This is a genomic window from Megalodesulfovibrio paquesii (assembly GCF_054653055.1).
Genome location: NZ_BAAIGQ010000002.1, coordinates 1 through 24,770, shown reverse-complemented (window position 1 = coordinate 24,770; position 24,770 = coordinate 1). Strand labels below are relative to the sequence as shown.

Here is a 24,770-nt window from a genome sequence, read left to right as displayed (position 1 = left end):
CGCAACGGGATGAAGGCGTCTTTGGGATCGGTATTGAAGGGGTAGCAGGCCGTGCGGTTGCCCCAGCTGCGCCAGCCGCCCGTGAAGTTCAGCGCCGTGACGATACCCTGGCCGTTCAGGTAGTTGGCCTGATCCGGCCCCAGCCAGACCGGTTCTTCCGCGCCGGCCGGGCCGGCCACGGCCGCGTCCATGCGCAGAAGCTCGTTGGACGGGCTCTTGTACGGGATGTCGCCGTGCTCCACGTCCACACGGGCCATGGTGGCGGCCAGGTGGCAGGACAGATGGTAGACCGTGCCGCCCAGGGCCACCTTGGGCCAGCAGCAAATCTGCTGCGGGTCCGCCAGGGAGGCCAGCTCCTTGGCCGCAGGCACGTCGGTGTAGCGGGTCAGGGTCTGGGCATCCATGTCCAGCACGGCCACGGCCTTGAAATGCCCGTTGATGCTCCCGGCCTTGGCGGCCATGACCGCGGCCACCTCGGGCAGGTGGCTGTAACCCGGCGCGCAGATGGAGCCGGGCACCAGGCGGAACATGGGGAAGATGGCCTCCACCAGCTCCAGGCCCTCGCGTGCGCCAGTCACCCCGTCGATGCCGCCGATGATCTCCTGGGCGGTCACAGCGGACGGGTCGGCCCAGGCATAGGCCGCCACGGACACCGTGGCCCCGGCGGCGATGGCTCCGCCTTCCAGCAGGCTCACCAGGCCCGTGGCCTCATCCACCATGTAATCCGTGCCGGCGGCGTATGTGGTCGTGCCGTCCTGGCTTTTGATGACCAGGCTGCCGGGGATGAGGTCGTCATGGGCCAGCTGCAGGGTTCCGGCGGAGGAAACGACCTGGGCCACGGGCGCGTCCAGCACCTGCCGATGCACCGCGGGGTCAAAGACGTTGACAAAGATGACCGGCCCGACGTTGTACAGGGCAAAGGTCACATAAGCGTATTCCGTGAGGCCGTACCGGGTCTGCCGGCCATCCAGCCAGCCCAGGGCCGCCACGGCTTCGGCGTAGCTGTAGCAAAGCTTGGGGGCGTTGACGTGCACGCCATTGGCCGCGCGGTGCACCGGGGCCGTGCCCACCACCACCGCAATACCGGCCTCCACCTTGCGGGCCGGCAGGATGGCCGTGGGCACTTCCTGGGTGTATACCCCATGTTTGTAGCCAAGAGTCGCCATGATGAGGCCTCCTTAAGAAGTGCGGCCGGCCTGCCGGTACGCGGTCAGCAGGGCCTGGGCGGCTGCCTGCAGGGGGTGCCCGGGCCGCCGCAGATCGGCGCGAGCCTGGGTCAGCCTGGCCACGGGCACCATGAGACCGGACAGCCCGGGATACCGGGCCGCCAGGGCCAGCACAGCGGGCGGCAAGGGGCCGGCCTTGAACACCCGGTACTGCGCCAGGCCATCCCGTCCCAGGGTCGGCCCCACGTAGACCATGGGAGTGTCATAACGCACAGGCCCGGCCGGGCTGGCCGGGCTGGCCGGGCTGGCAGCCGCCTCGGTGCCAGGCTCGGGGGGCGCGCCGGGCAGCATGTCAGTCGTCTTCTCGGGCATGGCCGTTTCCTCTTGATGCTTTCTTGCCATGGTTTCCTCCATTGGCCCGGCCTGACACGTGTCAGGCTCAATGCGTGCTTGAGACATTGCAGCGGCGTTCACCCGCCGTTAACGGTCCGTGATCAGCGGTTCGCCGAGGTCTGGATCCTTGATCCGGATGCGCTGCCGCCAGGCCACGCCCCAGGCTCCCAGGCCGCGCTCGCGGGTCTCGCCGGCCCACAGGTTGTCCGCGCGGATGGAGGCCGGGTAGTCCAGGCCCGCACAGGAGGCGCGCGGAGTAAAAGTCTCGGTGGCCACGGCCACCAGGGCCAGTTCCGTCAGCCGGGCCAGCTGCTCGGCCTTGGGCGCACGGGGGGCGTCGGTGGCCAGTAGGTACACGGCCAGGTCGGCCACGGCGTCCAGCTCTTCCAGCTCGCCGCGCCGCAGTTCCCGCACGCCCAGGAGGGCCACCAGGGCCGCCGGGCATTGCGGCGCCATGCGGGTGATTTCATCCGCCGCCCCAAACCGTCCGGCGTGCGGGGCGCAGTGGCTGAAGGGCAGCCCCGCTTCCAGGGCTGCGGCCGCCAGGTGGGCGGCCACGGCGTCCAGATGGGCGCGCAGACGGTCCATGGGCGGAGCCATCACCGGCCTCCCGTGGCGTTGACGACCTCAGTCAGCCAGTCCCGCGCCACCTGCTCCAGGTCCGCGGCGTTGGCGTCGGAGACGCCCAGATACGGCCGGGCCGGGATGTTGGACCCGACCTCGGCCCCACCGAATTGATGGATGGCGGCGTACACCAGATTGGATCCCACCTCGGCCCCGTCCCCGTCGGCAAAGGATTGGATGCTGTCCAGCAGGCCGCCTTCGGCCTGCAGCAGGCTCTGCCCGCCATGCCGGGTGGCGGCGTATCTGGGGGACCAGCCGGGCCAGCTGCCGCCGGCAGGGCTGGTCTTTTCGTCCTGGATGCGCCGCCGGGTCTGGCTTTCCACCTCCGCGCCCATGGCGGCCAGGAGCTCCGGACGCCGGCCCTGGATGCTGGCGGCAAACCGGTCCAGCATGGCGTTCAGCTTGTCCAGGCCATGGATTTGCAAGGTGACGCCGCTCATAGCCGCCGCCTCCACATGGGCTTCGGCCCGGCGTAGATGGCCGCGCCGCCGGCCGGGGCCGGGGCCTGGGAGTCCGGCTCCGGTCCCAGGCGCACGTCGCCCTTGCTGATGGCCTTGAGGAGCGCCACAGCGTCTTCATAGCCCTTGCGTTCCTGTTCGTAGGGGCCGCCGGCCCGGTTGCCCGCCAGCAGGTACCAGGCGATGGCGCAGGCGCAGCGGGCCAGCACGGGCGAGGGGCTGGCCAGGGGCAGCGTGTATCGGGCCGCCACCCAGCCATCCACTTCCGCGGCGGCGTCGGTGATGGCCCGCTCGATGACGCCCGCATCCGCCAGGCCGTCCCCGTCGCGGTCCGCCAGCAGCAGCACCGCGGCTGCGCCGTAGCGTTCCTCCAGGTCCGCAGCCGTGCAATACATGGCCTAGCCCTTGGCCTTCTTGGTTTCCGTTTCGGGCACCACCTGCACCACCAGCATGGGCTCGGCCTGCAGGATGGCCAGTTCCTCCGGGGTGAATCGATCCTCGGGCCAGGTGGTGGGCTGGCCGCTGTGGCTCACGCCGCAACGGCGGAAGCCGTCCTTTTTGGCAATGATGACGATGGGCATACTTCCTCCAGTTTCCGGGCTAGGCCAGCCAGGGCGTGACCATGAGTTCGGCCGTGTTGCGCCAGGTGTTGGTGGCCCCGGCCGCGGTGCGTTCGTTGAGCAACACCTCGCGGGCGTCGCCTTCCAGGGAAGGCGGCACCACCAGCAGGTTGGGAGCCAGGCCCAGGGGCTTTTCCATGTCCCCCTGCAGGTTCTGCATGGCGGCCCGACCGGCGGCGTAATTCTCTGCCGTGAGGGGCTGGCGGCTGGCGTAGGCCACCTGCCAGAGGCCAAAGCCCACGTTGACGCGCGCGTCCACGCCGTAGAGGTATTCCCCGCGCATGAACACGTTCTCATCATCTTCCTTGGTCAGGGACACGAAGGTGTAGTCCTTGCGCTTCTGGAAGATGATGGGCTTGATGGGCCGGCGCAGGTCAAAGAGGTACCAGGGCGTGCCGGAGCCGCCGCCGTAGTTGCTGGCGCTGGCCACGCTGCCGTCCTTCCTGATCACCGGATGGTCGGTGTCGAAGAAATACTGGCCATCATAGCAAGGCGTCTCGAAGCCCTGCTTGAGCAGGCCCCAGACCAGTTCGTCGGGGTGGGTCTTGGCGTCGTAGCCCAGCTGCTGGAACAGCGGATTGTACACGCCGTACTGATCGTCTTCGATCTCCGTGCGTTTGACGCCGATGGTGTTTTCAAAGGGCTCGTTGACGATGGTCATTTTGTGCTCTTTGAAGTTCTGCACCACGCGGTCGCCCACCCACTTGCGGAAGCTGGTCAGGTTGCCCAGCCAGGGGTAGACCTCCTGGGCCGTGCTGCTGGGCACGGTCATGGCGATCTTTTCGTAGTCACTGGGCGCGCCGGCAAAGGCGTTGTTGAAGATGACTTTGAAGCCCGTGGTCAGGGCGCTGAGATTCTGGCGGTTGATGAGCATGACGGTTCCTTCCTTCTTCCTGTGTTAAGCCAGCGCCAGGGCCAGGGTGGCGGACAGGGACGGGTCGATCTCCACCCAGACCTGCCCATGCTCCAGACCCCAGACCACGCCAGCCGGGGCACGGGTCCCGCCGCCGTTGGTCTTGGCCACGGTCTGGTCATCCACCAGATAGACCACGCGGCCCACTTCGGCCTGGGTGATGGCGTCAGCCGCCGTGGCCGAGGCCAGCAAAAAGAGTCCGGGCCGGACCACGGCCGTCACATCACCGGCCAGGCCGCCGGCATTGCTCACGCCGGCCTCCACGCGGCCCACGGCCACCAGGCCAAGTGTAGTGGACGCGGGGACCAGGTACCCCGTGGCATCCAGGCAGGCCACGCCGCCGGCATGCAGCACCGCGCCCGCGGCCAGGGGCAGCTCCAGATAATTGCGCTCGCGGCGCAGGGTGTTGCGGTCTCCCGTCAAAGCGGCCATTACGCCCCTCCCTCGGTCGATGTGGTGTGCAGGGCCTTGGCGTAATCAGCCTCGGCAATCCCCAGGGCCGCGCAGACGGCGCGGGCCGGGGCGTCCAGGGTCGGGGCCGCGCCCTCGGGCGGCGCGCCTGTGGCGGCGCTGGGCGTCCCGATTGCCGGAGCCACGGCGCAAAACGCCCGAAACGCCTCCAGCCCGCCGTCCTGGCGGCAGCTGGCCCGGTAAAAGTCCGCCGTGGCCGGGACAATCTTGCCAGCCTTGAGGGCCTCGCCAATGGCGGCCTCGATGGCGGTGTCTTTGGCCTGCTGCTCGATGCCCGCAAGCTTTGCCTCGGCATTGGCCGCGCGCTGGGCGGCGGCGTCATAGTCCGCCCGGGGCACGTAGCGGGTCAGGTCCGGCATGGCGGACACCTTGATGGAGTTGATCGCCGTCACCACCTCCTGCGGCCCGGCCGTGGCCGGCAGCCCCAAGGCGGCGGTGATGGCGGCGATGTCCGGAGAGACGGGGGAGCCCCCGGGGACGGACGGGACGGGAGCCGGGGCAGTCGCCGGCGGCTGTTGCTGTTGCGTGGCCATGGGATCCTCCTGCGATGTCGCCCCGCGGGCATTCAGGGCGCGCAGGGGCAGGTTGGGGTTGTTGGTCAGGCCCGCGCCCGCGATATCCAGGATCACGCCGTCCCGGTCATGCAGCAGCACCGGGCTGATCCAGCGGTACTCGCGGTCCGCCACCTGCCGCCCGCCGCGCGGCGTCCAGTCCACCGCGCCCCAGACCGTGCCGTCGTCGGCCACGCGCAGGCTGGTGATCCAGCCGGCGGCCGGGGCCTCCTGCAGGGGCTCCTCGCCCACATGATCACGGTCGATGGGTGCCGGCCGGCCACGGGCCGCAAAGGCGTCCACCACGGCCTGAGCCGAGGGCAGCACAAACCGGCGGCCGTCCCGGCCCACGATTGCCGGGCCAGCCGGCAGCAGCTGGATTTCGGCTGGGGGCACGGGCTGGCCGGTCGCGGCCCCTGAAGGGGCCGCGCCCGGCAGCTCGAAGCAATAGGAAAAGGCGGCGCGGAAGGTGTCCATGCCCCCCGGTCTAGCCGGAGGCGGACAAAAAAAGAGGCCTGACACGTGTCAGGCCCAAGGCGGAGGGGGAAGAAAAGGCGGGGGAAGAATTCTTCCCGGGGGAAATGATTTCCCCCGGACCCCCTCAAGGGGGGGGCCAGGAGTAAGAACGCCAAGCAATCCTGGCACGGTGGCGGGAGAAAGTCCAGCCCGCGCCGCCCTCGACAGGGACCTCCAACAGCAGCGTTTAATTGCCGTTTAACGCCGCGCCTGACGGCCGCAACGCCACTTCCCGGCATCACAGGTGGTCCGGATGCTTGCGTGCGTTATAGGGCAAATATGGGCCTCGAACAAACGGGGTGCGCGGGGCCGTGGGGGCTTGCCTTCCTGCCCCTGCGGGTCTATATATAATGATGACGGTCGAGCGCTGGAAAAACGCCGAGCCACGGGAGTGGAGCGCAAACGCGCTGCAGCCGATGAGGGGGAGGCAGGCTTTGACCTGCACTGGCGTCCCTCCGACCGTCACACTTCACCTTCCAAGAGCTTCAAGCCTGGTTCACGCAGGTTGTACGGCTCCACCATGCCGGCGCTCCGGATGGCATTGGTCATAGCCCCCTTGCCCAGGGGATGATTGACCCTGACTGCCAGGCGAGCCAGCCGGCTTTCTCCCTCCACTTCCCAGATGTACAGCAGGGCCTCGCGCCCCGGCCGCCGATCATCCCACAACACCGCCCTGGGCCTGCCCAACAGCTCCGGCAGCCGCAACACATGGCCGGAGGGCACGGCCTTGGCCCCCTTGCGGGCCTCGGCCAGCAGGTGGCGCACTTCCCGCGCCTCGATGGAGAGGCCCGCGGACTTGGGCCGCACGCCCAGTTTGCCCAGCTCCCGCAGGGTGGCCTCGCTCATGACGCTGATGGTCCGGCGGCCGCCGTACTGCCGGCCTGTGTCCCCCAGGGAGAGCCCCTCGGCCCAGGCCCGGTATTCCCGGGACGTCCTGGGCAGCAGGTGGGCCTGGTCTTGCCGCCAGGCGCGCGCGGCGTCGCCGGGGTGCGCCCGGCCCAGGCCGTCCATGGCGTGGCGGGCGGCGTCCAGGTCCCGCCGGGTCTGCCCCACGTTGTAATCCCAGCCAGGGTCGCAGCCCTGGTGCACCTGCAGCACCTCCCCGGTGCGCCGGTTGGTCCAGGGCCGGGGAGAGACGTCCGGGGCCTGCTGACGGATGCCAGGCTGCTCCGACAAGCGCCCGTGCTCCACCTTGGAGATTTGGCGCACCCAGCATTTGCAGCCCCAGCCATTGGGCGGATAATGCGTGGACCAAAATGGATCATCCGCAGGCAGCAACAGCCCATTGAACGCCTGGTGTTCGGGCCGATGTTCGCGGCTCGGCCCCAGCTGATAGAGCAGATACGGGTGGCTGGCCGTGGTCCGCTGGATGCGGTCCCACTGCCCGGCGGCACGGGCCGTGCGCAGGTTGGTCGAATAGATACGCTTGAGCCGGGCCAGGCCCACCAGCACCTTCCGGACTTCGCCCGTTCTGGGATCAACCACTTCCACGTCCTCGCCGTACCAGCCCAGTTGCTTGAGCCGCGGACGCAGCTCCTTGGCAAAGGTCCGGAACGTCTCACCCTCTGCCGTGGCCTTGTCCATGGCTTCGCGCAGGGTCTGCAACACCTCCAGGCGCGTGGCCTTGGCCACGGTCCAGGCTGCGGCGTGTTCCTCGCCCCAGACTTCATCATGATTGAAGGAGACCCGCAGCCCCTTCTTGCGGAAGAATTCCAACGCCTCCCTGGGCGGCTTGCCTGGAAAGGAGAACCCCGGCTTTTCCGTGTAGTCCGGCATGGCTGTTCCCTTACCCCCTAATCCGTCGCATCGCCCGCGCCGCGAGCGGTGAAGGCGGCCCTGGCCAGGGAGGCCGCCAGCTGCGTGGGGGCCAGGGTTTCCAGCAGCTCCGGCAGCCTGGCGGCAAACTCCTCAAAGCTGTCGCAGGCCTCGGCCAGCGCCACCACCGGGTCTGTCAGCTCCGCGGCCACGGGCTCCCATTCATCCGCCAGCATCTCGGCCTCAATGTCTTCCAGCAGGGCCAGGGAGCGGGAGTCCGCCACCACGCCCGCGGCACTCCCCACGGAACCTGCCCCCTGGCTCTGGGCCGCCCGAGAACCAGGGGGGATAATCCCCCCTGGACCCCCTGCTTGGGCTGGCGACGATTCCCCTGGGGAATCGTCGCCAGCCCAAGTGGAGGGGGTTCGGGGGAACTCAGTTCCCCCGACCTCTTCTTCCTGCTCCCTTCTCTCCTCTTCCTTCTTCTCTCCCAACACTTCTCCGTCTTCCTCCGGGTCCGGCAGGCCGAGCTTGTCGCGCACCACGCTGGCCTCCACCCGGAGGCCCAGGGGCACGAGCTTGGCCAGGGCGTCCACCAGGCCGGCGGTGTCCTCGGGCTCGGGCACGGGCAAGGTCAGGCGCGGATAGACGGCTTGTTTGCCCCAGTTGAGCTGGATATAGGGCTCGATCAAATCCCGGTTCAACGTCGCTTCAACATTCAGGGCGTCATAGGCCAGGATATCCAGCCGGACCTCATTGTGGATCTTGGCCTGGGCCATGCTGGCCCCGTCATCCGTGGTCATGGTCTGGCCCAGCACGCCCTTGCTGACCTGCTTGTCCAGATATTCGGCGAGCTTCAAAAAGAGTTCCTGCCCGCCGGCCACCGCCCCGGCCTGCTGGAACTCGATGCGCATGGAGTCCGGCAGCACGCAGGCGGCGTCGGTGCCCAGGTTGGCCACGGCGCTGACCAGGGTGCCGATGTCGTCCGCGCTGGCAGAGGGGCCGTAGCGGCCCACGCGCAGGGGCATGCCGAAGAGCTCGGCAAAGCGCATCCAGTCCGTCACCGTCCACGACTTGCACAGAAAAGACGCCAGACACAGCCGGGCCAGGCCGCCCCGGATGGGCAGGCCGCTCTTGAGCCGCGCATAATGCACCACGAACTGATACGGCGGCAGGGGCATGCCGTCGGGATATTCCGGATCCAGCAGCCGCAGCTCCTCGCCGCTGTCCCGGTCAAAGATGAACCACCTGGGGTCGCGTCGTTTATACTCCCGCGGCGTCCAGCGCGGCCCGCGCTCCCAGCAGATTTCCACGGCGGCGAAGCCCTTGCCCAGGGCGTCCAGCAGGTCCATGACCAGCCAGGTCATCTGCGGCGTGGCCACCAATGCCCGCACGGCGTCGGCCAGCTCCTGATCCCGCGGCGCGTCCGAGGCCGCCTCCACCATGCGCGCCAGGCCGGCCACGGCCAGCTTGCGCGTGCCCAGCACGCCGGCATAGTGCAGATCCCGCTCTTCCATCTCTTCGGCCAGGCCCAAAAACTCCCGGCAATCCCCCTGGCCGGCGTCCATGAGGATGCGCGCCACCCGGTCCGGAGTCAGGCGCGAGGCGATGAGGGCGTCCGGCCAGGGATTGCGCAGGCCCGTGAGCCTGGGCGCGGCCACTTCCCGCGTCAGTTCCGCCGGCCGCACCGGCCGGCCCAGATGATCGTACAGCATAGAGGCTCCTTGCGTGGGGCGCTGCCCCACACCCCGCCGGGGGAAATGATTTCCCCCCTGTCCTACTGGCCCCCTCAGCGGGGTCCAGGGGGATCATCCCCCTGGCAGGGGGCTTGGGGGACGGCGTCCCCCATTCTCCTTGTCAAAATCTACCGCGGCACCAGCCGGCGCCGGCCTTGACCAGGCGGCGCACGGCGTCAAGTGCTTGGTCGCTGGAGGCATGCGCCCCCTGGCGCACGGCTTGGTAGGCGAAGCGTTCGGCTGCGGTGCCGCCGGCATAAAGGGCCAGGAAGAGCGCCCAGGCCCGGTCGGCGTGGGAATCGGCATCCCCCTGGGAGAGAAACCGCGGCGCGCCCAGGGGCGCCTGGATTTTCTTGAGGGAATGCAAGTCCCGCCGAAGGCCCGTGTCGCCCTGGGGGATGCGCAGCCGGCGGTCCTGAAAGGCTTCCTTGCCCAGGGTGGCCAGGTGCTGCTTGGCCGGCCCGGTAAAGAGCACGCCTTCCACGCGGTACTGGCCGTGGGCGTCCTTGGCGTCTTCCACGGGCTTTTCGCCCATGCCGGTCTGGTCCATGCAGCACCGGACCACGGTGTACTTGTCGAAGCACGCGGCCAGCAGGGCATCCTGTTCCTTGAAGGTCGCCCGCTGCCGCGTGATGAGCTCGCGCGCCCAGAAGACGTCGCCCACCAGCTCCAGGACCCAGATGACGAACAGGTCCTTGCGCCGGCCAATGTCCACGCCGATGTAACAGGGGCCGCCCTGGTAGTGGTCCGGCTCCCCGGCCGCGTCATGCTCCACGGAATTGATCAGGTCATAGGACAACCAGGCCGAGGCTTCGTCCAGCCACTTGAGTTCGTATTCTTGCGCCCAGGCGTCCTCGTCATCCAGACCTTCCCGGAGCTCGGCTATGTCCCGCGGCAGCCCGTCGGCCACCGCGCGGTGGATGTCCACCACATGGCGGGACCAGACCCGGCTTTCCCCGGTCATCAACTCATAGAATTTGTTGTCCTTGCCGTTGGGGGTGGAGGTGATGCGCAGCCGGTGGCCGGCGGAGATGACCGGAAAGAGGGCCTTCCAGATCGCCTTGGAATCCTGGTGAAAGGCAAATTCATCCAAGAAGCAGGAGGCGGAAAACCCGCGGGCCGTGTCCGGATTGGCCGGCAGGGCCGTGATGCGGCTGCCGCCCGGCAACGTCACCTCCAGGGCCTTGTAGGAGGCCTCGCCCTTCCAGTCATATTCCAGGAAATCAAAGGCCGCGCCGTAGGCCTGGGCGTGGCGCTTGACGCCTTCGTCCATGGCCTCCTTGGCCTGGCGCTCCCCGCGGGAGAGAATGACCCAGCGCTCCCGCCAGCCCTGGGACGCCGCTTCCAGGCAATCGTCCACGATCTCCAAGGTTGTCGTGAACGTCTTGCCCGTCTGGCGTGCAAGCATCCCGATCTTGAACCGGCTTTTGTCGCCGATCCATTGGCGTTGATAGGGGTAGAGCTCCAGGGCTGGCATGGATTACCCGGACTATCCGGACAGGCCGTAAACCTGTTCGCGGATCATGGCCAGGACGTCCGGGGAGAGCCCGGCCTTGTGCCCGGCCTGCTGCAGGGCCTCGGCCGCCCGCGCCCGTTCGCGTTCCAGGATGCGCGCCGCCCGCTTCTCGTTCTCGCTGGCCGCCCGTTCCAGCTTTTCCACGGCAATGGCCAGCTTCATGAGCAGGGCCGGCGTGGCCCCGCCTTCCTCTTCGGCCAGCCCCAGGGCGCAGTCAAAGGCCAGGGTCCGCAACACTTCATTGAGGAGGTTGCCCACCTCGCCGGCCGGCTGGGAGCCCAGCTTGCCGATCCACATGGCCGCCACCTCGCGGCTTTGCTGCAGGCGTTCCCCCACCACGGCCATGCTCCGGGCGTAGCGGTTCACCGCGCTCTTGGAGATGCGCTCGGCATGGCCTTCCTCTGCCAGGATGGCGTTGATACGCGCCGTGGCCTCCAGCTGCGTCACCCGCGGATCACGCAGCAGGGCCTGGAGCTGTTCCTTGATGTCCGGCGGCAGGCGGTCAATGGTCGAGGGCTGGGGCATGCGATTCCCCCTATTCCCCGGGCAAGGGCCGGGCCACGCCCGGCGCCTCGGCCAACCCCCGGGAAACATCCAGGCCGCGGGGCGTCAGGCTGGCCACGGTCACTCCCGACACAGCCTCACGATTGACCAGGCCAGCCTCGGCCAGCCAGGCCAGGGAGCCTTCGACCTGGTCCAGGGTGCTGGGCAAGCCGGCCTCGCAGCAGCAGGCCTGCAGCAGCGGGGCGTTCAGCCGGTAGCCGGGCTCCAGGGCCAGCAGGCGCAGCAGGTCCAGCCGGCGGCGCTGCTCCACGGTGGTGGCGTAGGTGTTCATGCGTTGCGCTCCAGGAGGAAGGTATGCATGGTGGTGAGCAGTTGGCGGTTGGCCCGGGATTCGCCGGCCAGGTCGTTCAAGGTGGTGTCGATGCGGTTCATGCGCTCGTAGACCTTGCCCAGCTCCGTGTGCAGCTGGGTCTGGCTGGGCGTGGTGCAGCAGGTGGTTTCCACTTTGGCCAGGCGCGAGGCATGGTCGTTCAAACGCTCTTCAAGGGTGTCTTCCAGTTCCTTGATGCGCCGGTTGGTCACGCGTTCGCGGTTGACCATGTAAATGTAGATGCCCAAGGCCCCGGTAAAAAACGTCTGGGCCAGGTCGATCCAGAACTTGGCGGTGGCGTAGTCCACGGGCGTCGGCCTTACTTGATGGCCTTGGTGGCCACCATGCGACCGGCAATGGCCACCACACCGCCCAGGGCCGAGGCCACGCCCACCACGGCCTCCACCAGCTGGGCCTGCTCCTCGGGCGACAGGGCATAGCCCGCCACGCTGGCGGCCCCGGCCAGCACGGCCACCAGGCCGCCCCAGAAGGTCTTGGATGCGAACAGGGGTTTGACGGTATTGAAATCAGCCATGGGGATGCTCCTTGTGTGTGGGTGGAAGGTTACTGGGAGGATGCCGACCGGCAGCGCGCATACGCCGCGGCCAGCTTGGTGTCGTACTTGTTTGCCGCGTAGCCCGGCCCGTTGTAGCGCCGGGCGAATTCAGCCCAGTCCAGCCGCTGCAGGGGGGCGACCAGACTCGCGGCACGCAGGTAGGCGCAAAAGGCCTCCAGCTGCCGCGCCTCGCTTGCCTCGTGCGCAGCCACGAAGGCCTGCACCGTCTCGAATCCGCAGGACCGGTGATTGAAGCCCATGATCTGAAACAGCCCCCAACTCGCCGAACACAACGCCGCCTCAACGTGCAGCGCCTTGGCCTGCGCCAGACGGGCATGCTCCGCCGCACCGCCCTTGTATTTCGACCGGTCCCACTTGCGGTACACGATGCCAGGGTGCGCCACGGACAGGGGCTCGGGGGCGATGCCGCGCCGCTGCAGCTCCCGCCAAAAGACATGCCCCTCAAACAAGATCTTCGGCCGGCCGTCGGGCAGAAATCCGCGGCCCGAGGACTCCACGGCCACCACGGCCCGCACGGCGCACGCCTCCACCCCCAGGGCGGCGGCTGCGGCGGCAATGTCGGCATCGGTCAGGGGAGTGCGCATGAGACCTCCAGGCAAATAAGATGCAGCAATGTGCAGACGCTACCCCTGGCGGACCAAAAAAAACGGCCTGACACGTGTCAGACCGAAGCGGGCCGAAGCAAGCGGGGCAAGGAAAGGGGACGGGGTCAAGGCGCTGGGGATGTCCCGGGCAGCACGGCCGCAGGATCCACGCGCCGGCCCTGGCGGTCCGTGGCGCGCACCTCCCCGCCGGGCGTCTGCTCGATTCTCCCCAGCGCCCGGCCCTGGCCGTCCCGCAGGATCACGCCGTCCCCCTGGCGGGTGTAGGTTCCAGTGGTCCTCCCCTGGCCGTCCACCATGCGACCGGCGTCCGCCGCCTGGGCGGCCTGGGCAGCAGCAGGCAGGGCCAGGAGCAAGGAGAGGATCAAGGCGATGGTGGTGCGCATGGCGGCCATCCTATGTGGAGTTGGGCGAAAAAGGAAGGCCCTGCCCCCTGATGGATCAGGGCCTTCCCCCATATGCGTTATGCAGCCAGGCTGCCGGGCCGCCGGCACGGCGGCAGGCCCTTGGCCAGGGTCAGGGTTTCCTCAAGAGCCATCACCACGCACTGCAGCCCATAGGCTTCCTCAGGGGCCAGGGGCTCCAGGGCCACCCGCTCCGCCACGGCTCCCAGAAAGGCCGCCACGCTGGCAGCCCGGTCCAGGGCATCCTGGCACGTGTCCGTCGGGCGCAGGTAGTTCATGCCCTGGCCTCCATGGAAAACAGGGCCTGCGCCAGTTGCGCCCCAAAGGGCTTTTCCTTCTCTTGCTGGGGGTCGATCAGCCCCAGGGCCTCGGCCTGGCGCAGGATTTTGCGGATCGTGTCCTTGTGCAGGCCCGTCAACCGCGTGATCTCCCACCGGGCCAGCCCCATCTTCGCGTACCGCCCCACCCGCAAGAGCAGCTGCCGCCGCTCATCGGGCAGGGCCAGGAGCCCGGCCACCCGCTCCCGGTGCGTGGCCTCCAGGGCCTGCCGTTCCGCTTCTGCCTGCCGCAGGCGCTGCACCAGGGACGTTTTCACGGCCGCTTCAAGGGCGTTGAAGGCAGCGATGTAGCCTTCCTTCCAACGCATGGCCTCCGGGCCGGTGTAGCCCATCACCAGCATACTGAACCCGTCGCGGGTCAGCAGACACATAGGAAGACTGCGACCAAAAGAATCGATGTAGGAGGTGAATCCAAAATTGGAGGCACTAAATGATTCCGAACAGTTAACGGAAATTTCGCGAATGTCGCGCAACACATGGCCGTGCTGCTTGCCGAAGCGCTCGGCAATTCGCAGGGAAGAGACCATGGGCTGGTCGCCGTGGAACTCCAGGTCGCGGGTCACATCAAGGGGGATCAGGTCAGACATGGGAACCTCTCTAGATTTCTGATGAACAAAAAGCCGGGCGCTCAGAACCGCTAGAGGCGGCGGACGTATTCCCCCTTTCGGGGTATTGTATTCGGTCCACACCCGGCGTTGAATGCAGCGGTGCCATTGGCGCAGATGGCCAATGGGCGCAAAAAAACCGCAAGGCTGACGGGTGCGGTGTCCGCTCTAGGAGTTCTGAGGCTCCGTGCGGAAAGAGTTGCACCCGATGCGGGAAAATGTCAAGAGCCTTGCATGCTGGCTCGTCAATGCCGCACACCCTGTAGCTATCGGAGGAGACATGCTTCCACTTCGCAACTTGGCCGTCTCGCTGGCCTTGTCCCTGGCCTTGGCCGTAGGCGCTGCGGCCATGCTCCACGCCGCCGGGGCAACGTACCACGGCAACACTGAATCCGGCATCTTCCATATCCAGGGCTGCAAGCACTTCAACTGCAAACGCTGTACAGCCGTCTTTGAATCCCGCGATGCAGCCATTGCCGAAGGATACCGTCCATGCAAAACCTGCAAACCATGACGCGGCTGCTTGTTTTCCTGCTGTTGCTTTTGCCGGCCTCTGCCTGGGGCTGGTCCGGCGTCGTCTCGTACATCCCCGATGGTGACACCATCCACGTCACACTGAACAATGCCACGACAATCAAGGTGCGGTTGTACGGGATCGATTGCCCGGAATCTGCCCAGCCTGGAGGCTTCGAGGCGACGCAATTCGTCCGGGCCAAGGCCTACAACGCGGTGGTTGAAGGGGAAACGGTGGACGTGGACCGGTATGGTCGGCAGGTTGCCCTGGTCTCCATTGACGGCAAAAGCCTCAATGGGGAGATCGTGGAGGCCGGGCACGCTTGGGTCTACACAAAATATTGCACCATCGCCGTCTGCAAGCAATGGGACGCAAGCGAGGCTGCCGCGAGGGCAACGAGCCGCGGCCTTTGGGCAGAGCCTGATCCCACCCCGCCGTGGGAGTGGCGCAGGCGGAACAAGTGAACGAAGCCGGGGCAACCCGGCTTTTTTAACGCTCACGATGCCACCCCCGAAACCAGGCAGAGGCTGCGCCACTCGCGAAACGAGGGCATGGCCTCGAAGAGGTGCCGGAGCGCGGGCGGGGCTTCTTCCTCGAAGGTGAAGAGCTCGGCAACTTCTTCGTCAGTAAAGCGTTCGCACACGCCATCTTCCGAGGCGTCCCAGCCAATCCACCGCCAGCGAAGGCCCAGGTGGAATTCAAGCATGCTCGGGTCAAACCATTCTTTGAGCATGTACCACGACTGCATAGTCTGCACGTGCAAGGCCTTGCGATAGCAGGTCATTCCCCAGCCTCCATGAGGATCTCCCGCATGCGCTCGTGCGTTTTTGGCGCGAACCCAGTAGGGAACTCATCCACAAGCAGGGCCTCAAGCTCCTCCCAGTGGGCCACCAGGGCCGCCCATTGCGGGGAGACGTCGCACATCAGGGGCAGCTTTTCCCGGAACCCCGGCACCGTCTCCAGCAGCAGCACGCAACGTCGGAAATCAGCCGGGTCAAGCGGATGAAACCTCCACCACTTCTTGTCCCGGCCCAGGGCGTCAACGCCCGTCAACCGGGTGAACAGTGCATTCGAGGACAGCCCGCGCTCGCCGTTGGCAAGCCATTGGATGGCTTCCATGGGGAGCGAAGCGAATTCGTTGCCATTGCTCATTTCTGTGCCTCCAACCGTCTAAACATGAACACCTTCCCGCCGGCTTCCATGGCCAGGATGCCATCCTGGCCGATGGTGGCCCGCACGGGCTTGCCATCGGCGCGGAGCTGAAAGACCAGGCCGGCGTCTGTCTCGGCCACGTCTTCAACCAGCAGATCCCGGGCGAAGGCCCGGCCGTGGATAAAGCCGTACAGCCGGCCGCCGCCCACGTCGAAGCGGACCACATCCTTGCAGCCGGGAGATGGCCTCCGCCAGGTCCCTGCCAGCCGGCCCAGGGCGTCAGTCATCAAACAGGCTCCCCTGCCGGGGGCCGGCCTCCCGTGCCCGGGCCAGCACCCGGCGCACCGTGCGTTCGGTCAGGCGCAGGTCCAGGGCCACATCCCGCGGCGAGGCGCCGCCGGCCACGCGCTCCACGATTTCGGCGTCCCGGGCCTTCCGCACGGCCTCGGTGCCCAGGGGCACGTTGCACAGATAGTCGCCGCCATAGATGGCCGCCAGGCGCGCGGCCTCCGGCCAGCCCATGATCCGGGCGATGGGATGCCCCGGCCCGATGTGCCGCGGGATGTACAGCCGGGCCACCCCGCCGTAGGCCTCCATCAGCCGCAGGCAGGCCTCGCCCCCGCCGGGACCGAGCTCTTCGGCCAGCGCCCGCAGGGAGGCCGGCAGCCAGCGCGTCCGGTGCGAGGGGTCGCTCAGCAGGGCAGACGGCCGCGGCATCAGGACTGCCTCCCACCGTGCCGCCGATTGTGCACCGAGAGTGCGCCCACAACTTTGCGCAAATCCTCGGGCGTGGCCCATTCCATCTTTTCCACGCCGGTCATCTTTTTGAGCAGGCCCTCGGCATACGAGAGGGGCACAAAGCGGCCTTCGTCCTGCCCCTTGGCGGCCAGCAGGGCTTCGATTTTGCGCAGGAGTGGCGCGGTGCCGCGGCCCGTCTTCACATCCGTCGGTTTTTTAGACGGCTTGAACCCGAGCTGGCGGAACTGGTCCAGCAACAACCCCAGCTGCGCCGGGGTCAGGTCTTTGGCAGACCCGACGCCAAACCGATCCTGCAGCAGGTTGCGGTACACATCGTCATCCAGCCGCAGCTTCTGCTTGGCCACGTGCACCAGGGCCAGGGCCTTTCTCTTGTCCTGCGGGGCATGGGTGGGGCCATGTGCGGCAGCGGTTCTCGTGCGCTTCATTTCGGTTCCTCCAGCGTCTCGTACAACACGCGCGCCACCTCATACCGCGCCAGGGCACGGGTGACGGCGTCTAGGGATTCGTCAACCTGGGCGGTCAATTCCGCCAGCCCCGCGCGCATGCGGTCGCGGGCAACGGCCAGCTCGGCCTGGGCGGCGCGTAACGACAACGTCGCCCGGCGAAAGGCTTCGATGGATTCGGCGGGAATCAGGGGCACAGCGCCCGCAGGCTCCGGCGCGGCAACCGGCGCGGCAACACGCGCCGGCATGGCCTGCCAGGCCGGCAACGGCTCAGGCTGGGCAAAGCACAGCCGGTCCACTTCCTGGATCACGTCCTCGTCAAAGCAGTTCAGATTCAGGCCGTCCATGCTACAGCTCCTTCACCACCCAGGCCTGGCTCATTATTGCTTCACCAGGGTATGGCCTTGCACTTTGCAATCTGCCCGCAACATTTGATGCGCTGCGCGGAATCCCTCCCGCGTCAAAGGGAAAATGTATGAGAGTTCGGCTGCCTCAAAGGCCTCGAGGTCAAATTCACCCATTCTGAAATAGGGAGATTCGTCCAAAGGCATGGCGACAAGATACCCCACCAGCCCATCACGGGGCGTGATCAATCCGGCGAATCCGCAACGCTCGGGGTCGATCCGCCACATATCCATGCACATTTCCATACTGCTCTCCTTTTGGCTGCTCATCAGGGCCGGGCACCACCGCCGGCCGACGGGAGGAGACCTCCCGTTTCGCTTACGGATTCACCGCCCCCTTCAGCGCTTGCGCCAGATTGAGCTTCACCGTGTTGCTGGCGGCAATCTCCAGCGGCGCGCCGGTCTTGGGATTGCGCCCCATGCGAGCGGCGCGCTGCTGCACTTCCAGCTTGCCCAGGCCCGGCAGGGGCACCCTCTCCCCACGGGCCAGGGTTTCAGTGGCCACCGCGGCCAGGGCGTCCAGCACTTGGCCGATGGCGGTCTTGGTGATATCTCCGGCGAACTTGTCCTTGATGGCGTCGATGAGCTGTGCTTCGGTCATGATGATTTCCTTCTTCTTCTCTTGGGTTATGCGTCGCTCAACGTCAGGGGGATGTTGCGATAGCTGCCGTCTTCCTGACGTTCGAGAATCTTGAAGTGCGTTTTGCTATCCACCACGCGCAGGCTGTCCTTGATGGCCTCCATGGCCCGAGTCCAGCGGTCGTCTTCAAAGGTCAGGCGCAACAGGCTCAAGACCTTTGCCCGCGAGAGCATGCCATTGCCGTCGTCCTGGAAGGCCGCGTCAATGATGGTCTTCACCTGCGGGGACACGCCGGAGGTCCATTCCGTCAGGCAATCCTGGACCAGGGCCTGCGCCGCCTTGATGCGTTCGTCGAACTCCACCCGCTCCTGAATGACGCGTTCGACTTTGTACCGGCCGTCAAAGGTCGGCAGGCTGACATTGCCTTTGCTACCACCGCGTTTGACGCCGTACTCCTCGAATGCCAGATCCACGAAGGCGGCCACATCGCCGGACACCCTGGCCTTGAAGTCCCGCAGGGCCTGGCGCAAGGCCAGGGCATCTGGGATGATGGACCGGACCAGGTCATCGCGGGCCATGTCCAGGGGTTTGATGTTCTTCACGTGTACCAGATTGCCGCGGGCATCCTGGCGAAAATCGGCCATGTCGGTCTGGGGTGTCGCTCCGTAGGCCGCCTGTTCCTCACTCATGCCGTCACCTCCTCTGCTTCCATGTTGGCTCTGTCCGTCGTTTCCAGGGCATCCACATGCTTGGCCAGCTGCACCAGCCGTTCCGCAATATCCCTGGACTCGCGTATCAGGTTGGGGTCGCTGCTCCAGCCCTGCAGCCGCTGCACGGCAAAGGCCGTCTCCATGATTTCAATAGCGATTGACATTGCAACACTCCTTCAACTGCCGTTCACGATGCGCTGTGGGCAGGCCTGGCAGGCCCGATGCAGCCGCACGCGGAATCCGGATGTCGCGGCCAGAGGCCGCCGTTGATGCTCCAGACACGTGGCCCCTTCGATGTCCCCCAGCACCGGGCAGGTGACCACGTCCCCGCCGAGCACCCGCCAGACCTTCGCTTCCAGCCCGACCAGGTCGCCAGGGTATTTGCTCCGAAGCGCCGTGCTGACCTGGGCCGGGGAGACGCCCAACTGCTTGGCCACTGCCGCCTGGCTCTCCGCGTCGCAGGCCTTGGCCAGGGTCTCCACCCAGGGCGGCAGCGGGCTCCAGTGCTGCCTCGCCACCTGCAGCGCACTCATGGCCGCGCCCCCTTCTGCGCCCCTTGCGGCCAGACCACGGCCTGGAGGTTGGGGTCATAGACCTGCTTCACCTTCTGGATCATCGGCGCCAGCGGCCCGTGCTGGCGCACCAGGCGGTACTGGTCGCCGGCACGGGTCAGGTAGCCGGCGCGGGTCAGATAATTGAGATAGGATTCCACGGCGCCGGCCTTTGCTCCCACCGTGGCCGTCAGGTCCGCCACGGTGCACACCTTGGCCATGCGGATGGCTCGCCACAGGCGCTGCTGGTCCGTCTCCGGCGCTGGCCGGCCATCCTTGGCCAGTTGCGGGGCCTGGGCCGGACGCTGCACCAGGGTGTACCGGGCTGCGGCGAAGTGTCCTGCACCGGCCTGCATCTCGCACACCCCGGCCAGGCACAGCCGGCGCAGGTATTCCCGGATTTCCCCTTTGCCTCGCAAGGTCTTGCGGTGGAGAGCCGTCACGGTGATGTCCCCGCCTGCGTCGGTCAGCTCCAGCATGGCCGTCCAAACCGCGTCATTGCCGGCCAGGGGGTGGCGTTGATCAATAGGCTTCGGAGGCATCACGCAGCCCTCCGCACGGCCGGGGTCTCCCCTTTGAAGAAGTCCCGCTTGCCCCAGGCGGCTTCGTCCGCCTGCTCCCAGCCCTCGGTCCGGGCCGCTTCCCGCACCCGTTCCAGATTGACGCAGATACGCCGCAGCCGCCCGCCGCTGGCCTGGTGCAGCCGGGCCAACAACCCCGGCGCAATGGCCACATCCGGGCAGTAGTGCCGGGCCAGCAGCTCGCAGTCCTGCACCGTAGCCGGCTGGGCCGGCAGCCAGTCCAGCATCCGGTTGTGGACGCGCTCATGCTGGGCCAGCTTGTCCGGCAGTCGCTCCTCGCCAATCAGGATGATGGGCGCGCCGCTGGCGTCGTGCAGCTCCCGCACCAGCTCGATCATGCCACGGGCCGCCAGATGGTCGGCCTCGTCGATGATCAACGGCGCATTGGCCACGGCCAGGGCTTCGACAACCTTTTCCACCATGTCCCCGATGGTCCCACGGGGCGCGAGGCCCAGCTCGGTGGCAATGGCCGTGCACAGCTTTTTCTTGGTCCAGGATGACCCCACCTCCACGTACTTGGCCCGCGCCTTGTTGGCCGCGTGGATGGCGCTCCAGGTCTTGCCGTAGCCGCTGTGCCCGTGGAACGTGGCCATGCCCGGCAGGTGCGCCGGCCGGTTGCAGACCCGCTCCACCAGCTCGGCAAAGAGCCGCACGTTTGTCAGGGGCGCAATGCCCGTGCCTGCTGCCGTCATCTCAGGCTCCTTTCTTGGCAGGGCCAACGGTGGCCTGTTTGGCAACACACAGGGGGCGTGAACATTTGTCATAGACACACACACTGCCTAGATCAGTAGGATCAAAAGCCACCTTCACCTCGCCCCCATGCTGCAGGCACAATGCGGGGTGTTCGTAACTCGTGCCATGGATCACGATGCGACCTCGTTGGGGGACTCGTTGCAACACTCTCATCTGTTCCTCCTGTTATCCCAGGGCCACTTCCCCGAACTCTTCATAGAGCCGGGCCTGGCTGAGGTATTCTGGTGTGGTGACGTAATAATCCAGCCACTTGGCTTCATGCGGCGAGAGGGCCTCGCCTCCCGTGCGCCGGGCCTCCAGGGCCTGCGCTTTGAGGAAGCGCTCACGCTTGGGGTTCCCCGCCGGGGCGGGGGCAATGGAGGCAGCCTCCAGGGGGGATAATCCCCCCTGCCCCCCCTGATCGAGTGGAATGGAGGGGGTTCGGGGGAACTCAGTTCCCCCGAGCACATATCCCTGCATCTCCACCACCTTGGCCTGCGCCCGCTTCAGCTGCGCCTTGCGGCGGCCTTCGCGGGCCTGTTCAATGGTCGATTGCGGGAAGTACGCCGCGGCGTGGCCGTCCTGCTTGGCGATGGCCAGCAGCTGGCCGTCCAGGTTGCGGACCCAGACCTTGGAGAAGTCGTGCAAATCGTAGGCAACCTGCACTTCCTGCCCGTGCATGGCCTCCAATTCCGGCGCGTAGTACTCCCGGTTGAACAGCGTCACGAGGCAGCGCCGGCAGGTGCGGATCAGATGCGGCCGGAAGAGTTCGGCGGCCTCTTCGGGCGTCGGGTGGAACAGCTCGCACAGGGGATCGCGGGCCAGCTCGGCCCAGCGTTCGTCCGGGGTCTGGTGACGGAGCTGGCCCGTCTTCGGATCTTGAATCCTGGGCAAGCCACGATGCGGCCGGGCGTTGTAGGCCCGCATCTGCTCGTCCATCCAGGCCAGATACTGATCCCAGGTCGGATACAGGGGAGAGGATCCGCGCTCCTTGATCTGCACCAGCGCCAGCTTGTGGATCTTCTTCTCAGCCTCATCATCCATGTCCCAGCCGCAGTAGCCGGGCAGCATGCGCGCACTTCGAATCCAGTTCTTCTGAAAACCCTCGATGACCCCGCGTGCCTGAGAGTTGTAGGGGATGCTGTGCTCAATGCGCACGCCCAGGCGCAGCAACAATCCGTCGCTCTCCCGTCCCAACATCTCATTCTTGAAGCCGCAGCCATTGTCCGCATAGAACAGGGCCGGAATGCCCGCCGTTTCCACGCTGTGCCGAAGGGCATCCGCCACCAGCCCGGCGGATTCATGCTCCCAGCTGCTCCAGCCCACGCACCGGCGCGAGGCAAGATCCAATACCGCCACCACCTCGGGCCGGAATGGCTGGCCATGATCCGGGTGCAGCACTTTCATGTCCTGCCGGTGGCCGTCGGACGTGTACACATCGCCGGGCAACAGTTCCTTGAACGTCCGTTTGACGTAGGCTTGCAGATTCCGCAGCGCCCGCGGCCCCATGCGGCCCTTGTTGGCCTGCACCGCACCCAGCCGCTTGATGGTCCGCTCCACGGCGCTGATGGAAGGCAGCGTCAACCCCTGGGTAACGGCCACTTCATAGCACATGGCCATGGTCGGCTTGCCGGGCCGGCGGTACAGCTTGAGGAACGGTCCCAGCCACGCCGGGGGCGCGTTGTCTGGCAATTTGGTGGGCTTTGGGGCCAGAGCATCCGGCCCCTGCCGGTCCAGCGTGGTGCGCCAGAGCCGCAGCGTCACGGCGCTCAAGGCCCGCTGTTCGCCCTTGCGGGCATTGGCCACCGCGGCCAACTCCGCCAGCCGGGGCGCCAGCGTCCCCGCCGCGACCATCTCCGCAAAGGCAGCCTCCGCTTTGAGGATGCCCACCTGCATGGATTCGGCTATCCGCCGCACGGCCTCCAGCACCCCCAGCCGCGCATCCCGTACCTCCGCCTGCCAGTCCCGTAAGGGCGCAGCCAAACAAGCCGGCACTTGTGCGGCAGGAGCCGGCCCTGACTGTGAAGCAACCAGCGGCGCGGCCTGATCCAGCACATGCGCCAAGGCCCGCTCCCGTACCGCCGCCGGCAACCCCTCCAGCAGGTACAGCCGTGCGCCGCGCGTGCCGGTGACGTAGGGCCAATCTTCGGCCTGGGCGCGCTTCCAGACGCCTTGCCTGGAGATGCCCAACGCAGCGGCCAGTACGGCTGGGGGGATCGCCTTCATGCCGCCTGCTCCGAGTGCATATCCTCAGGGAGGGCCAGATAGTCCACAGGGCAACCGAGGTCTCTCAAGACAGCCAAGACCTTACGATTGTTCTTGTTGCCGTGAATGGTCCGGGACACCATTTCAGGGGACACGTCAGCGCTTTTTGCAACTACATTAAAGCGAATTGCGTTTTTCAACGCCCATTCCTTGATTTGGAAGGGTTTCCGGCGCAGGCCGGCCCCCTGTCTGGGCATTTCCAGCCGCCGCGCCATGGCCATGGGTTGCTTGCCCGTCATCCCTAGTCCTCCAACACAGCCCGCAGGCGGGCCTTTTTCTTCTTCAGTTGCCGCTCGGTCTCTTCCAGCTCCGCAAGCTGGAGCAAGGCGACCTGTTTGCGATCGATCACCCGCGCCTCCAGGGGAGCCACCAGAGCCTGTAATGGTTCCAGCGTGTGTAAGGCCCGGCAAAATGCCACCAGTCCCCGCGCCGGCACCGGCCGGTCTGTTTCCGTTGGGTTCAGCCACTTGGCCAAAGTCTCGACGGACAACCGCCCGCCGCGCCCGGCCGAGAGCGTAATCCCGTGCTCCCCGGCCGCCTCATTCATCCAGTCAACCACCTGTTCCATACTCAGCCCCGAGGATTCATAAGCCCGCCGCATGGCTGCCTTGATGGACGGATCAACGTCCAACGAGGGAGCGAATAAAGACAGGGGCCGATTCCGATGGGGCATTGTCTGTCCAATATCCGGGTTTTTCCGGGCGTTGTTTCCTGCGACGGCAGGTGGTATTGATCACTGGGGAAACAATTACCCCACAAATGCAAGGTAAAGCTTTTTGATTTACCAGTCAACGCAAAAGGTAGAATTTAAGATTTTTTTGACGAAAGAATCTTTTTTGTAGCGCGATATCCCATAAAATACAGGGTTTGGCTTTGGAAAAACTGCAAGAAAATCAGAATGATTCGAGGTCGTTTGCTTCTCGCTTTGGCCGCCTGCTAGCAGCGACGGGAGCGAACTCCGACTCTGAGTTTGCACGCCTGTTGGGCCTAACTCAGGGCGGGATAAGCTCAGCCAAAAAAAGAGGGCAAATCCCTGCTGCTTGGATCGAACAAGTGTCTGAAAAATATAATGTTTCTGCAGATTGGCTTTTTTTTGGTGATAGAGGTTTGGTTTCAACCCAACCAGCCTCACAACCTGAGCTTGTAATGGTCAAAAAGGTAGTCGCTCGCCTTTGCGCAGGTAACGGCAGCCTGGAAACCTCGGATGACGTTGAGGGGCACCATGCTTTCCGAGCCGATTGGATTTTACGGAAAGGAAACCCTTCGCAAATGGTGTTAATGGATGTTACTGGCGATAGCATGTCACCAGTGATTGAAGATGGTGACACCGTATTAATAGACGAGAGCAAAACCGACGTATTTGCAGGCAGGATTTACGCTGTTGCAATAGATGATGAGATTCTTGTAAAATACATAGACAAAATTCCTGGGAAATATCTCCTCCGGAGCAAGAACAGTGAATATGCTCCAATAGAAATTGATTTAAAAAAAGAGGACCTGCACTTCAGGATTATCGGAAAGGTGCTGTGGTGGTGCAGAGAGGCAAGATAAGTATGCTAATCGTGTTACGAGTCCAGGCTGAACATGATTAAACTTGCCGGATTTCGGTTTACAGTTGGAGCGTAAACCAGATTGTTGAGTCTTAGTGTATCTATTTAATACTAAAGGATAAAATTCACGCGGGCCTTTTGTGCGCCAAGTTGACGATCCGCTAATCAACCGCGCAACGTGTGCGATGACGAAATCAAACCAAGTCAGTTGGTTGCGCTGGTGACGGTGATAAAAGCAATCGCGGCAAGACTTGGCCAGCAGCCCTCAAACCCCAAAAACTGATAAAAGCGCCCCTGCGGCCTTCAGACCCGCCTGGACGCTTCTAACAGCGCGGTTTCCTTCCCACTATATCCCCTCAAATCCCACCATGTCCCGCCTCACTGCCTGATAAAAGCAGCCGCTGCCCTGC

40 protein-coding genes and 1 other RNA gene are annotated in these 24,770 nt (G+C 65.8%); 3 read left to right on the top strand and 38 right to left on the bottom strand.

The genetic code is table 11. The features are described 5' to 3' along the window. The 20 genes from ACYQ00_RS02215 to ACYQ00_RS02120 form a co-directional block, all read right to left on the bottom strand. Nucleotides 1-1,166: phage tail sheath family protein (locus ACYQ00_RS02215; RefSeq protein ID WP_460030580.1), on the bottom strand; the 1,166-nt coding region annotated here is incomplete at its 3' end. Between the two features lie 12 nt (nt 1,167-1,178). Next, on the bottom strand, nt 1,179-1,568 hold the full coding sequence (locus ACYQ00_RS02210) for a hypothetical protein (protein ID WP_460030579.1): 390 nt from the start codon (nt 1,566-1,568) through the stop codon (nt 1,179-1,181). A 78-nt stretch (nt 1,569-1,646) separates the two neighbouring features. Continuing rightward, nucleotides 1,647-2,159 carry a hypothetical protein gene (locus ACYQ00_RS02205; RefSeq protein WP_460030578.1) on the bottom strand — a complete coding sequence of 171 codons (513 nt, stop codon included), beginning with the start codon at nt 2,157-2,159 and terminating at the stop codon, nt 1,647-1,649. Beyond that, nucleotides 2,159-2,623: a phage virion morphogenesis protein gene (locus ACYQ00_RS02200; protein ID WP_460030577.1), complete on the bottom strand. Its 465-nt coding sequence runs from the start codon at nt 2,621-2,623 to the stop codon at nt 2,159-2,161. Before ACYQ00_RS02200 ends, ACYQ00_RS02205 begins: the two co-directional genes overlap by 1 nt. Beyond that, nucleotides 2,620-3,036, bottom strand: a complete 417-nt coding sequence (locus tag ACYQ00_RS02195) for a gp436 family protein (protein WP_460030576.1) — start codon at nt 3,034-3,036, stop codon at nt 2,620-2,622. The genes ACYQ00_RS02200 and ACYQ00_RS02195 overlap by 4 nt, the downstream gene beginning before the upstream one ends. A 3-nt stretch (nt 3,037-3,039) precedes the next feature. Continuing rightward, nucleotides 3,040-3,222 (bottom strand): HI1506-related protein, encoded by a 183-nt coding sequence (locus ACYQ00_RS02190; protein WP_460030575.1) that lies wholly within the window; start codon nt 3,220-3,222, stop codon nt 3,040-3,042. Nucleotides 3,223-3,241: 19 nt separating this feature from the next. Beyond that, nucleotides 3,242-4,135: a Mu-like prophage major head subunit gpT family protein gene (locus ACYQ00_RS02185; RefSeq protein ID WP_460030574.1), complete on the bottom strand. Its 894-nt coding sequence runs from the start codon at nt 4,133-4,135 to the stop codon at nt 3,242-3,244. A 24-nt stretch (nt 4,136-4,159) separates the two neighbouring features. After that, the gene (locus ACYQ00_RS02180) at nt 4,160-4,606 is read right to left on the bottom strand and encodes a hypothetical protein (RefSeq protein ID WP_460030573.1); all 447 of its coding nucleotides are present in this window, start codon (nt 4,604-4,606) and stop codon (nt 4,160-4,162) included. Beyond that, nucleotides 4,606-5,673, bottom strand: coding sequence for a phage protease (locus tag ACYQ00_RS02175; protein WP_460030572.1), 1,068 nt, complete (start codon nt 5,671-5,673; stop codon nt 4,606-4,608). Before ACYQ00_RS02175 ends, ACYQ00_RS02180 begins: the two co-directional genes overlap by 1 nt. Before the next feature lie 501 nt (nt 5,674-6,174). Further along, nucleotides 6,175-7,488 (bottom strand): phage head morphogenesis protein, encoded by a 1,314-nt coding sequence (locus ACYQ00_RS02170; protein WP_460030571.1) that lies wholly within the window; start codon nt 7,486-7,488, stop codon nt 6,175-6,177. Nucleotides 7,489-7,505: 17 nt separating this feature from the next. After that, nucleotides 7,506-9,182, bottom strand: coding sequence for a DUF935 domain-containing protein (locus tag ACYQ00_RS02165; protein ID WP_460030570.1), 1,677 nt, complete (start codon nt 9,180-9,182; stop codon nt 7,506-7,508). A gap of 142 nt (nt 9,183-9,324) precedes the next feature. Further along, nucleotides 9,325-10,680: a terminase large subunit domain-containing protein gene (locus ACYQ00_RS02160; RefSeq protein ID WP_460030557.1), complete on the bottom strand. Its 1,356-nt coding sequence runs from the start codon at nt 10,678-10,680 to the stop codon at nt 9,325-9,327. 12 nt (nt 10,681-10,692) lie between these two features. After that, nucleotides 10,693-11,244 carry a DUF3486 family protein gene (locus ACYQ00_RS02155; RefSeq protein ID WP_460030556.1) on the bottom strand — a complete coding sequence of 184 codons (552 nt, stop codon included), beginning with the start codon at nt 11,242-11,244 and terminating at the stop codon, nt 10,693-10,695. A 10-nt stretch (nt 11,245-11,254) separates the two neighbouring features. Then, entirely contained in the window at nt 11,255-11,554 is a 300-nt protein-coding gene (locus tag ACYQ00_RS02150) for a VpaChn25_0724 family phage protein (protein ID WP_460030569.1), read from the bottom strand. After that, nucleotides 11,551-11,901, bottom strand: a complete 351-nt coding sequence (locus tag ACYQ00_RS02145; protein WP_460030554.1) for a DUF2730 family protein — start codon at nt 11,899-11,901, stop codon at nt 11,551-11,553. The genes ACYQ00_RS02150 and ACYQ00_RS02145 overlap by 4 nt, the downstream gene beginning before the upstream one ends. 11 nt (nt 11,902-11,912) lie before the next feature. Next, a complete protein-coding gene (locus ACYQ00_RS02140; protein ID WP_460030553.1) occupies nt 11,913-12,128 on the bottom strand; it encodes a hypothetical protein in 216 nt (71 codons plus the stop codon). A 29-nt stretch (nt 12,129-12,157) separates the two neighbouring features. Continuing rightward, the gene (locus ACYQ00_RS02135) at nt 12,158-12,754 is read right to left on the bottom strand and encodes an N-acetylmuramidase family protein (RefSeq protein ID WP_460030552.1); all 597 of its coding nucleotides are present in this window, start codon (nt 12,752-12,754) and stop codon (nt 12,158-12,160) included. Nucleotides 12,755-12,879: 125 nt separating this feature from the next. Beyond that, nucleotides 12,880-13,158, bottom strand: coding sequence for a hypothetical protein (locus ACYQ00_RS02130; RefSeq protein WP_460030551.1), 279 nt, complete (start codon nt 13,156-13,158; stop codon nt 12,880-12,882). A gap of 77 nt (nt 13,159-13,235) precedes the next feature. Next, complete coding sequence (locus ACYQ00_RS02125; protein ID WP_460030550.1) at nt 13,236-13,454, bottom strand: hypothetical protein; 219 nt, start codon at nt 13,452-13,454, stop codon at nt 13,236-13,238. Continuing rightward, nucleotides 13,451-14,101, bottom strand: coding sequence for a Rha family transcriptional regulator (locus tag ACYQ00_RS02120; RefSeq protein ID WP_460030549.1), 651 nt, complete (start codon nt 14,099-14,101; stop codon nt 13,451-13,453). The genes ACYQ00_RS02125 and ACYQ00_RS02120 overlap by 4 nt, the downstream gene beginning before the upstream one ends. A gap of 298 nt (nt 14,102-14,399) precedes the next feature. Here ACYQ00_RS02120 and ACYQ00_RS02115 point away from each other — a divergent pair, with 298 nt between their 5' ends. Then, nucleotides 14,400-14,633 (top strand): Ada metal-binding domain-containing protein, encoded by a 234-nt coding sequence (locus tag ACYQ00_RS02115; protein WP_460030548.1) that lies wholly within the window; start codon nt 14,400-14,402, stop codon nt 14,631-14,633. Continuing rightward, nucleotides 14,612-15,097 (top strand): thermonuclease family protein, encoded by a 486-nt coding sequence (locus ACYQ00_RS02110; RefSeq protein WP_460030547.1) that lies wholly within the window; start codon nt 14,612-14,614, stop codon nt 15,095-15,097. The genes ACYQ00_RS02115 and ACYQ00_RS02110 overlap by 22 nt, the downstream gene beginning before the upstream one ends. A 32-nt stretch (nt 15,098-15,129) precedes the next feature. On the opposite strand, the gene ACYQ00_RS02105 is transcribed toward ACYQ00_RS02110, so the two are convergent. The 18 genes from ACYQ00_RS02105 to ACYQ00_RS02020 form a co-directional block, all read right to left on the bottom strand. Further along, the gene (locus ACYQ00_RS02105) at nt 15,130-15,417 is read right to left on the bottom strand and encodes a hypothetical protein (RefSeq protein WP_460030546.1); all 288 of its coding nucleotides are present in this window, start codon (nt 15,415-15,417) and stop codon (nt 15,130-15,132) included. After that, nucleotides 15,414-15,785 carry a hypothetical protein gene (locus tag ACYQ00_RS02100; RefSeq protein WP_460030545.1) on the bottom strand — a complete coding sequence of 124 codons (372 nt, stop codon included), beginning with the start codon at nt 15,783-15,785 and terminating at the stop codon, nt 15,414-15,416. Before ACYQ00_RS02100 ends, ACYQ00_RS02105 begins: the two co-directional genes overlap by 4 nt. Continuing rightward, complete coding sequence (locus ACYQ00_RS02095) at nt 15,782-16,072, bottom strand: hypothetical protein (protein WP_460030544.1); 291 nt, start codon at nt 16,070-16,072, stop codon at nt 15,782-15,784. The genes ACYQ00_RS02100 and ACYQ00_RS02095 overlap by 4 nt, the downstream gene beginning before the upstream one ends. Further along, nucleotides 16,065-16,502 (bottom strand): hypothetical protein, encoded by a 438-nt coding sequence (locus tag ACYQ00_RS02090; protein ID WP_460030543.1) that lies wholly within the window; start codon nt 16,500-16,502, stop codon nt 16,065-16,067. The genes ACYQ00_RS02095 and ACYQ00_RS02090 overlap by 8 nt, the downstream gene beginning before the upstream one ends. Continuing rightward, nucleotides 16,502-16,969, bottom strand: coding sequence for a gp16 family protein (locus ACYQ00_RS02085; RefSeq protein WP_460030542.1), 468 nt, complete (start codon nt 16,967-16,969; stop codon nt 16,502-16,504). The genes ACYQ00_RS02090 and ACYQ00_RS02085 overlap by 1 nt, the downstream gene beginning before the upstream one ends. After that, a complete protein-coding gene (locus tag ACYQ00_RS02080) occupies nt 16,966-17,334 on the bottom strand; it encodes a hypothetical protein (protein WP_460030541.1) in 369 nt (122 codons plus the stop codon). Before ACYQ00_RS02080 ends, ACYQ00_RS02085 begins: the two co-directional genes overlap by 4 nt. 33 nt (nt 17,335-17,367) lie before the next feature. Beyond that, the gene (locus ACYQ00_RS02075; RefSeq protein WP_460030540.1) at nt 17,368-17,637 is read right to left on the bottom strand and encodes a hypothetical protein; all 270 of its coding nucleotides are present in this window, start codon (nt 17,635-17,637) and stop codon (nt 17,368-17,370) included. 10 nt (nt 17,638-17,647) lie between these two features. Beyond that, nucleotides 17,648-17,712: hammerhead ribozyme type II (locus ACYQ00_RS02070), an RNA gene on the bottom strand. Further along, on the bottom strand, nt 17,711-17,992 hold the full coding sequence (locus ACYQ00_RS02065; protein ID WP_460030195.1) for an HU family DNA-binding protein: 282 nt from the start codon (nt 17,990-17,992) through the stop codon (nt 17,711-17,713). Before ACYQ00_RS02065 ends, ACYQ00_RS02070 begins: the two co-directional genes overlap by 2 nt. Before the next feature lie 26 nt (nt 17,993-18,018). Next, the gene (locus ACYQ00_RS02060; RefSeq protein WP_460030539.1) at nt 18,019-18,660 is read right to left on the bottom strand and encodes a DUF3164 family protein; all 642 of its coding nucleotides are present in this window, start codon (nt 18,658-18,660) and stop codon (nt 18,019-18,021) included. Continuing rightward, nucleotides 18,657-18,845: a hypothetical protein gene (locus tag ACYQ00_RS02055; protein ID WP_460030538.1), complete on the bottom strand. Its 189-nt coding sequence runs from the start codon at nt 18,843-18,845 to the stop codon at nt 18,657-18,659. The genes ACYQ00_RS02060 and ACYQ00_RS02055 overlap by 4 nt, the downstream gene beginning before the upstream one ends. 12 nt (nt 18,846-18,857) lie before the next feature. Further along, nucleotides 18,858-19,214 carry a hypothetical protein gene (locus ACYQ00_RS02050; RefSeq protein WP_460030537.1) on the bottom strand — a complete coding sequence of 119 codons (357 nt, stop codon included), beginning with the start codon at nt 19,212-19,214 and terminating at the stop codon, nt 18,858-18,860. Continuing rightward, nucleotides 19,211-19,774 (bottom strand): hypothetical protein, encoded by a 564-nt coding sequence (locus ACYQ00_RS02045; RefSeq protein ID WP_460030536.1) that lies wholly within the window; start codon nt 19,772-19,774, stop codon nt 19,211-19,213. Before ACYQ00_RS02045 ends, ACYQ00_RS02050 begins: the two co-directional genes overlap by 4 nt. After that, nucleotides 19,774-20,505, bottom strand: a complete 732-nt coding sequence (locus tag ACYQ00_RS02040; RefSeq protein WP_460030535.1) for an AAA family ATPase — start codon at nt 20,503-20,505, stop codon at nt 19,774-19,776. Before ACYQ00_RS02040 ends, ACYQ00_RS02045 begins: the two co-directional genes overlap by 1 nt. 1 nt (nt 20,506) lies before the next feature. Further along, nucleotides 20,507-20,719: a Mu transposase C-terminal domain-containing protein gene (locus ACYQ00_RS02035; RefSeq protein ID WP_460030201.1), complete on the bottom strand. Its 213-nt coding sequence runs from the start codon at nt 20,717-20,719 to the stop codon at nt 20,507-20,509. 12 nt (nt 20,720-20,731) lie between these two features. Beyond that, nucleotides 20,732-22,771 (bottom strand): Mu transposase C-terminal domain-containing protein, encoded by a 2,040-nt coding sequence (locus tag ACYQ00_RS02030; RefSeq protein ID WP_460030534.1) that lies wholly within the window; start codon nt 22,769-22,771, stop codon nt 20,732-20,734. Continuing rightward, nucleotides 22,768-23,049 (bottom strand): hypothetical protein, encoded by a 282-nt coding sequence (locus tag ACYQ00_RS02025; protein ID WP_460030533.1) that lies wholly within the window; start codon nt 23,047-23,049, stop codon nt 22,768-22,770. Before ACYQ00_RS02025 ends, ACYQ00_RS02030 begins: the two co-directional genes overlap by 4 nt. 2 nt (nt 23,050-23,051) lie before the next feature. Continuing rightward, nucleotides 23,052-23,483, bottom strand: a complete 432-nt coding sequence (locus ACYQ00_RS02020; protein ID WP_460030532.1) for a hypothetical protein — start codon at nt 23,481-23,483, stop codon at nt 23,052-23,054. Nucleotides 23,484-23,683: 200 nt separating this feature from the next. Here ACYQ00_RS02020 and ACYQ00_RS02015 point away from each other — a divergent pair, with 200 nt between their 5' ends. Next, nucleotides 23,684-24,361: a S24 family peptidase gene (locus tag ACYQ00_RS02015; protein WP_460030531.1), complete on the top strand. Its 678-nt coding sequence runs from the start codon at nt 23,684-23,686 to the stop codon at nt 24,359-24,361. Nucleotides 24,362-24,770: the final 409 nt, after the last annotated feature.